The 8,606-nt window shown below is 72.4% G+C and carries 2 protein-coding genes; one reads left to right on the top strand and one right to left on the bottom strand.

The genetic code is table 11. The features are described from left to right. Positions 1 to 100: 100 nt before the first annotated feature. Positions 101 to 550, bottom strand: coding sequence for a DUF6444 domain-containing protein (locus tag OTB19_RS40515; protein WP_267803857.1), 450 nt, complete (start codon positions 548 to 550; stop codon positions 101 to 103). A gap of 82 nt (positions 551 to 632) precedes the next feature. Between OTB19_RS40515 and OTB19_RS40520 the strand changes: the two genes are divergently transcribed. Further along, on the top strand, positions 633 to 8,606 hold a 7,974-nt coding region (locus tag OTB19_RS40520), incomplete at its 3' end, for a non-ribosomal peptide synthetase (protein ID WP_267803858.1).

Here is an 8,606-nt window from a genome sequence, read left to right on the forward strand (position 1 = left end):
GAACCAGTTCAAGATCCGGTTCGGCGACCGGCTCCCTCTCTGATCATCATCAACTGACAGTAACCACGGCAGGAACCAGGACCACGGAGCAAAACACCGATCACACACAACCCAATTGACATCCCCTCGAGGCGACCCTCGCCCCGGCCGCGGCGAGCGCCTCCAGATCGAGATGCTGCAGGTCCCCACCGCAGCCGTCGCACGCCAACGGTCCGACCAGCACTATCTCGTCCGGCTCGCGGCATTCGAGACGGTGGCCCTCGTGGCCGGGCTGACCACCCGGCTTCCGCCCTCCACCAGGGCGTTTCCCGTCCACACGCGGGCGTTTACCCAGACCATCCTTCGAAGGCGGCCTGGAGGAGTTGCGCGAGTCCTTGTTGTTCCGGGCCTCGAGCTCGGTGACGACCTTGAGCAGGTCCTCGACCATCCCGGCCAGCTGATCAGCCCGCGCGTTCGCGGCAGCCGCCTCGGCCTGCGAAGCCGCCAACAGCAACTCCAACGCCGCCACCCGGGCAGCCAGAACCCCGGCAGAACCCGGATCGGACAACATGATCCACAATCTACAACCCGGCCAGGACCGACCCAACACCGGCCTCGATCACCCGCACCCCTGAACACTTACCCTGCTGCCGCTGACCGCCGCCCAGTCGGGTGTCTGGTACGCGCAACAGCTGAATCCACAGAACACCATCTTCAACACCGGCGAATTCCTGGAAATCAACGGACCGGTGGACGCGGAACTCTTCGAGGCGGCACTGCGGCGCGTCGTCACGGAAGCCGAGACCCTGCGCCTGCGCTTCCTCGACGCCGAGGGCGGCCCCGTCGCCCGGCTCGTGCCCGCCGAGGACCTCGACTGGTCCCTGCACGTCGTCGACGTCAGCGCCGCCCCGAACCCGCGGGCCGCCGCCCGGGCCTGGATGGCCGAGGACTTCGCCACCCCCCTGGACACCGAGCACGACCAGCTCTTCCTCTTCGCCCTCTTCAAAGTCGCCGAAGACCGCCACCTGTGGCTGCACCGCTACCACCACCTGCTGGTCGACGGCTTCACCGTCAACCTGATCGCCCGGCGCACCGCCGCCGTGTACTCCGCGCTGGTCGCCGGCGAGCCCGTCCCGGACAGCCCGTTCGCCCCGCTGAACCTGCTGCTCGAAGAGAAGGCCGCGTACCTGGACTCGGAGCGCTTCGGCGCCGACCGCGGCTACTGGATCAACCGGCTCAAGGAAGCCCCCGAGCCCGTCAGTCTCTCCGGCGAACAGCCGGGCCTGGCAGGCTCACTGGCCCGGCGCACCGCCTACCTCGGCCAGAGCGAGACCGACCGACTGCGCGCCCTGGCCTCCGACGCCGCCGTCACCTGGCCGCCCGTGCTGATCGCCGCCGTCGCCCTGTGGCTCCAGCGGCTCACCGGCGCCCCCGAGATCGTGCTCGGCCTGCCCGTCTCCACCCGGCTCGGGAAGAACGCCCGCAGCGTCCCCGGCATGGTCTCCAACGTGCTGCCGCTGCGCGTCGCCATCAGCCCGGACAGCACCCTCGAAGAGCTGCTGAACCAGGTCTCCGGCGAGATGCGGGCCGCCATGAAGCACCAGCGCTACCAGTTCGAGGACCTGCGCCGCGACCTCGGGATGCTCGCCGACGAGCGCCGCCTGGTCGGCCCGCACGTCAACATCATGATGTTCGACTACGACCTGCGCTTCGGCGGTCACACCGCGCACCCCCACAACCTGTCCATCGGCCCCGCCGACGACATCTCCTTCATCGTCTACGACCGCGGCACCGCCTCCGGCCTCCAGATCGACTTCGACGCCAACCCCGACCTGTACGGCGACGAGGACCTGCGCGCCTACCAGCTGACCTTCCTCGACTTCCTGCACCGGCTCGGCAACACCGCCCTCGACGAGAGCGTCGGCTCTCTCGCCCTCGACACCTCGACCCTGCCGTCGCGCGCGCTCGCCGCCGCCACGCCCGCGACCACGCCGAAGACCGCGCCCCCCGCACCCACCTCCCGGGCGCCGCGCACCGACGCGGAGGAGGCCCTGTGCCGACTCTTCACCGAGGTCCTCGGCCAACAGGTCGTCTCCGTCGACGACAACTTCTTCCTCCTCGGCGGCAGTTCCCTCCAGGTGACCCGGCTCGTCGGCCGGATCCGCACGGAGCTCCGGGCCGAGCTGACCCTGCGCACGGTCTTCGAGAACGCGACGGTCGCCACCCTCGCCCACGCCCTGGGCCTCGCCACCGAGGTCGCCCGGCCCGCGCTCACCGCGCTCCCGCGGCCCGAACCGCTGCCCCTCTCGGCGGCCCAGAACCGACTGTGGTTCCTCAACCAGATGGAGGACGGCAGCGGTCAGGCCGCCTACAACGACGGGCTGGCCGTCGAGCTCACCGGACGGCTCGACACCGAGGCCCTGCGCGCCGCGCTGGCCGACGTCGTGACCCGCCACGAGAGCCTGCGAACCGTCTTCCCGGTCCGTGACGGCGCCCCCTGCCAACGCGTCCTGGACGCCGTCGACGCCCGCCCCGAACTCCTCGTCACCGAGGTCGCGGACGAGGCCGCACTGAAGGCGGAGCCGGCGCTCGCCGCCGCCCGCGGCTTCGACCTGGGCACCGAGATCCCGGTCCGCGCCCACCTCTTCACCCTCACCCCCGAGCGTCACACCCTGCTGCTGGTGGTCCACCACATCGCCGGCGACGGCTGGTCCGTGGCCCCCTTCACCCGCGACCTCAGCCAGGCGTACGCCGCACGACTGCGCGGCAGCGCGCCCCCGTACACGCCGCTGCCCGTCCAGTACGCCGACTACACCCTCTGGCAGCGGGACCTGCTCGGCGACGAGAACGATCCGAACGGCGTCCTCTCCCGGCAGATCGCGCACTGGAGGGACACCCTCAGCGGGCTGCCCGAAGAGCTCGCCCTGCCCACCGACCGGCCCCGCCCCGCCGTCGCCGGTCACCAGGGAGGACGGACCGGCTTCACGCTCGCCCCCGAGGTCCACGAACGGCTGCTCACCCTCGCCCAGGACAGCGGGGCCAGCGTCTTCATGGTGGCGCAGGCCGCTCTCGCCGCCCTGCTGCACCGCCTCGGCGCCGGCGACGACATCCCCGTCGGCACCGTCATCGCCGGCCGCACCGACGAGGCCCTCGGGGACCTGGTCGGCTTCTTCGTCAACACCCTGGTGCTGCGCACCGACCTCTCCGGCAACCCGACGTTCCGCCAACTCCTGGACCGGGTACGCGAGTACGACCTCACCGCCTACGCCAACCAGGACGTGCCCTTCGAGCGGCTCGTGGAGATCCTGAACCCGGTGCGCTCGCTCGCCCGCCATCCACTGGTCCAGGTCACCCTCGCCCTGGAGGACAACGCCGAACCGGTCCTCGACCTCCCCGGCCTGACCGCGACGGTGCGCCACCTGGAGACCGACACCGCCAAATTCGACCTGTCGTTCCGGCTCGGCGAGCGCCACACCGACGACGGCCGGCCCGCGGGTGTCGACGGCACCATCGAGTTCGCCCGCGACCTCTTCGACGACGAGACCGCCGCCGGGCTCGGCGAGCGCTTCCGGCGGCTGATCGAGGCCGTCACCGCCGACCCCGCCCTCCCCGTCGCAGCCGTCGACCTCCTCGGCGCCGCCGAGCGGATCCGCGTCCTGGAGGACTGGAACGACACCGGCGTGCCGCTGCCGTACGCGACCACGCCCGAACTCTTCGCCGCCCAGGTCGCCCGCACCCCCGACACGGTCGCCCTCGTCCACGAGGACACCACCCTCACCTACCGCGAACTCGACGAGCGCGCCGGACGACTGGCCCGACTGCTCACCGAACAGGGCGCCGCGCGCGGCCGCTCCGTCGCCGTGGCCCTGGGCCGCGGCGTCGACACGGTCGTCAGCCTGCTCGCCACGATGAAGGCCGGCGCGACCTACGTCCCGGTCGACCCGGCGTACCCGGCCGAGCGCATCGCGTACATCCTCGACGACGCCCGGCCCGCCCTCGTCGTCACCACCACCGCCCTCCAGGACGCCCTGCCCGCGGCCGACATCCCGCTGCTGCTGCTGGAGCGGACCCCGCTGCCCGCCGAAACCCTCCCGGACGTCCTGCTCAGCCCGCAGGACGCGGCGTACATCATCTACACCTCGGGATCCACCGGCCGCCCCAAGGGCGTCGTCGTCAGCCACAACGGCGTCGCCGCCATGGCCGCCGCCCACCGGGAGAGGTTCGGCGGCGGCCCCGGCCACCGGGTGCTGCAGTTCTCCTCGCCCAGCTTCGACGCCTCCATATGGGAGATGCTCACCACCCTGACGACCGGCTCGGCCCTGGTCCTCGCGCCCACCGAGCGGCTGGCCGCAGGCGAGCCGTTGGCGACGCTCCTCGCCGAACAGCGGGTCACGCACGCCACCCTGCCGCCCGTCGTGCTCGCCGCGATGGGGGAGGCCCGGATCCCCGAGGGCATGACCCTGGTCACCGCCGGCGAGGCCTGCTCCGCCGAACTCGTCGCCCGCTGGTCACCCGGCCGCACCATGGTCAACGCCTACGGCCCCACCGAGTCGACCGTCTGCGCCACCATGAGCGGCCCCCTCGCCCCGCACACCGGCGCCCCCACCATCGGCCGCCCCATCACCAACACGCGCGTCTACGTCCTGGACCGCGACCTCAACCCCGTACCGCCCGGCGTTGTCGGCGAGCTCTACCTCACCGGCTCCGGCCTCGCCCGCGGCTACCTGGGCCGCCCCGGCCTGACCGCCGAACGCTTCACCGCCGACCCCCACGGGGGGCCCGGCGCCCGCATGTACCGCACCGGCGACCTCGCCCGCTGGACCGCCGACGGCGAACTCGACTACCTCGGCCGTGCCGACGACCAGGTCAAGATCCGCGGCTTCCGCATCGAACCCGGCGAGATCGAGACCGCCCTCACCGGCCACCCCACCGTCGCCCAGGCCGCCGTACTCGTCCGCGAGGACCACCCCGGCGACAAGCGGCTCATCGCCTACGTCGTCCCCGCCGACACCCGGACCGGCGCCGACCCGGCAGCACTGCGCACCCACGTCGCCGCCGCCCTGCCCGCGTACATGGTGCCCGCCGCCGTCCTCGTCCTGGACGCCCTGCCCGTCACCACCAACGGCAAGCTCGACAAGCGGGCCCTGCCCGCCCCCGACTTCACCGGCCCGGGCGAAGGCCGCGCCCCCCGCACCGACCGGGAAGACCTCCTCGCCACCCTGTTCGCCGAAGTCCTCGACCTGGAGCGGGTCTCCATCGACGACAGCTTCTTCGACCTCGGCGGCCACTCCCTCCTCGCCACCCGCCTCATCAGCCGCATCCGCACCGAGGCCGGCGCCGAATTCACCGTCCGCTCCCTCTTCGAGAACCCCACCGTCGCCACCCTGGCCGCCGCCCTCGACGGCGCCGCCGACGCTCGCGCAGCGGTCCGGCCACAGGTCCGACCGGCGGAGATCCCCCTCTCCCACACCCAACGCCGGCTCTGGTTCCTCAACCACTTCGACGGCCCCAGCGGCACCTACAACCTCGGCCTCTCCCTGCGCCTGCGCGGCCCGGTCGACGACAACGCGCTGGAAGCCGCGCTGGCCGACGTCACCACCCGCCACGAGGCCCTGCGCACCGTCTTCCCCGACACCGACGGCCGCCCCCGCCAGCTGATCCTCGACCCGGCCGACCCGGCCTCCCGGCCGCTGCTCCACCGCGCCACGATCGCCGCCGACGCCCTGGACGACACCCTCGCGCAGGCCGCGGGCGAGGGCTTCGACGTGACCCGCGAGACACCGGTCCGCGCCCACCTGTTCAGCCTCGGCGAGGACGACCACGCCCTCCTCGTCGTCCTCCACCACATCGCGGGCGACGGCTGGTCCCTGGCCCCGCTCGCACGGGACCTGTCCACCGCCTACGCGGCCCGACTGGACGGCGCCGCACCGCGGTTCACGCCACTTCCGGTGCAGTACGCGGACCACACCCTGTGGCAGCGCGAGGTCCTCGGCGACGAGGACGACCCGGCGAGCGAACTGTCCCGACAGGTCGAGCACTGGCGGAGCGCCCTCGCGGGCCTCCCCGAGGAGCTGGCGCTTCCCACGGACCGACCACGCCCGGCCCGACTGAGCTACCGCGGCGACACCATCGGCTTCACCGCCCCGGCCGCGACCCGCGCCCGCCTCGACGACCTCGCCCGCGCCGCCGGCACCAGCCTCTTCATGATCGTCCAGGCCGCCCTGGCCACGCTGTTGCACCGGCTCGGCGCGGGCACGGACATTCCCCTCGGCTCCCCCATCGCGGGGCGTACGGACGAGGCCCTGGACGACCTGGTGGGGTTCTTCGTGAACACGCTGGTGTTGCGGACCGACCTGTCGGGGGATCCGACGTTCCGGGAGCTGGTGGAACGGGTGCGGGAAGCGGACCTGGCGGCGTACGCCAACCAGGACGTGCCCTTCGAGCGGCTGGTGGAGGTGCTGAACCCCGAACGGTCCATGGCCCGCCACCCCCTCTTCCAGGTCTCCTTCCAACTCCAGAACCTGCCCTCCGACCGCCTCACCCTGCCCGGCGTCGAGGTGAGCGACCGGCCGGTCCGTCTCGACACCGCCAAATTTGATCTCTCCTTCACCCTCACCGAGGCCGAGACCGGCCTCGAAGGCAGCCTCGAATACGCCGTCGACCTCTTCGACCGGGCGACCGCGCACGCCCTCTGCGCCCGGCTGGTGGCCGTGCTGGAAGCCGTCGCGGACGACCCGGACCTGCGGGTGGGCGCGGTCGAGGTCCTCTCCGACCGCGAGCGCGCGCAAGCGCTGGGGGAGTGGGCCGGTACCGGGCGCGAGCTGGAGCCGGTCACCTTCCACGGTCTGTTCGAGGCCTCGACGGACCGCACCCCGGACGCGCCGGCCCTGGTCAGCGGCGCGCTCGTGCTCTCGTACGCTGAGGTGGAGGCGCGGGCGAACCGGCTGGCGCACTGGCTCACGGGCCGGGGTGTCGGTCCCGAGGGCGTGGTGGCACTGGTGCTGCCGCGCTCCGCGGACATCGTCATCGCCCAGTTGGCCGTGCTGAAGGCCGGCGCGGCCTACCTCCCGGTCGACCCGCAATACCCGGCGGATCGCATCGCCTACATGCTCGACGACGCCCGCCCGGTGCTGGTGCTGCGCGAACTTCCGCAAACCGCCGAAGAGCCGGTGACCCGCCCGACGGTGGACCTCTCGTTCACCCACCCCGCCTACGTCATCTACACGTCGGGCTCGACGGGCCGCCCGAAGGGCGTCGTCGTCAGCCACGAGGGCCTGGCGAGCTTCGCCGCCGCCGAGATCGAGCGCTTCGACGTCGACGCCGACAGCCGGGTCCTGCAATTCGCCTCGCCGAGCTTCGACGCCTCGGTCCTTGAGCTGGTCATGACCTTCGCCGCCGGCGCGACGCTGGTCGTGCCCCCGGCCGGTCCGCTCGCGGGCGAGGTCCTCGCCGAGGTCCTCGATGCCGAGCGCATCACCCACGCCCTGATCCCGCCCGCTGCCCTGGCGAGCGTCCCGGCCGCCGCGTTCGCGCACTTCCGCTCACTGATCGTCGGCGGTGACGCCACCTCCGCCGAACTGGTCGACCGCTGGGCCCCCGGCCGCCGCATGGTCAACGCCTACGGCCCCACGGAGTCCACCGTCGTCGCGACCGCCTCGACGCCCCTCACCGCCGGCTCCGGGGTCCCGTCGATCGGTACGCCGATCCCCAACACCCGTACGTATGTGCTCGACGAGCGGTTGCGTCCCGTCGCGCCGGGCGTGGCGGGTGAGCTGTACATCGCGGGTGCGGGTCTGGCGCGTGGCTATCTGGGTCGTCCGGCCCTGACCGCCGAACGCTTCGTGGCGGATCCGTACGGCCCCGCGGGCAGCCGCATGTACCGCACCGGCGACCTCGCCCGCCGCTCGCGGACCGGCGAACTGGACTACCTGGGCCGCTCCGACGACCAGGTCAAGGTGCGCGGCTTCCGCATCGAACTCGGCGAGATCGAAACCGTGCTCGGCGGACACGCCCACGTCGCCCAGAACGCCGTGATCGTCCGCGAGGACCAGCCCGGCATCAAGCGCCTCGTCGCCTACGCCGTCCCGGCCCACGGCGCGGCCCTGGACGCGGACGCGCTGCGGGCCCACATCGCCGCCGCGTTGCCGGAGTACATGGTCCCGTCCGCCTTCGTCGAGCTGGACGCGCTCCCGCTCACCGTCAACGGCAAGCTCGACCGCAAGCAGCTCCCCGCCCCGGAGTACGGCGGGGCCGGCCAGGGGCGCGGGCCCCGTACGGGCCCGGAGGAGATCCTCTGCGGCATCTACGCCGAGCTGCTCGGCCTCGATTCCGTATCCGTCGAGGACAGTTTCTTCGAGCTGGGTGGGGACAGCATCGTGTCGATTCAGTTGGTGAGTCGGGCGCGTGGTGCGGGTTTGGTGTTGTCGGCGCGTGAGGTGTTCCAGTATCGGACGCCGGAGGCGTTGGCGGTGGTGGCGCGGGCCGTTGACGGGGTGGTGGTGGAGGATCCGGGCGCGGGTCTTGGTGTGGTTGCGGAGACTCCGATCGTGGGTTGGCTGCGTGAGCTGGGTGGTCCGGTGGGGGGTTTCCATCAGGCGATGGTGGTGCGGACGCCGGCGGGTGCCTCG

The organism is Streptomyces sp. H27-H5, from assembly GCF_026627505.1.
Lineage (GTDB): Bacteria > Actinomycetota > Actinomycetes > Streptomycetales > Streptomycetaceae > Streptomyces.

Coding starts and splice junctions, on each gene's coding strand:
- OTB19_RS40515 (WP_267803857.1), bottom strand. CDS start 550: ATGTTGTCCGATCCGGGTTCTGCCGGGGTTCTGGCTGCCCGGGTGGCG.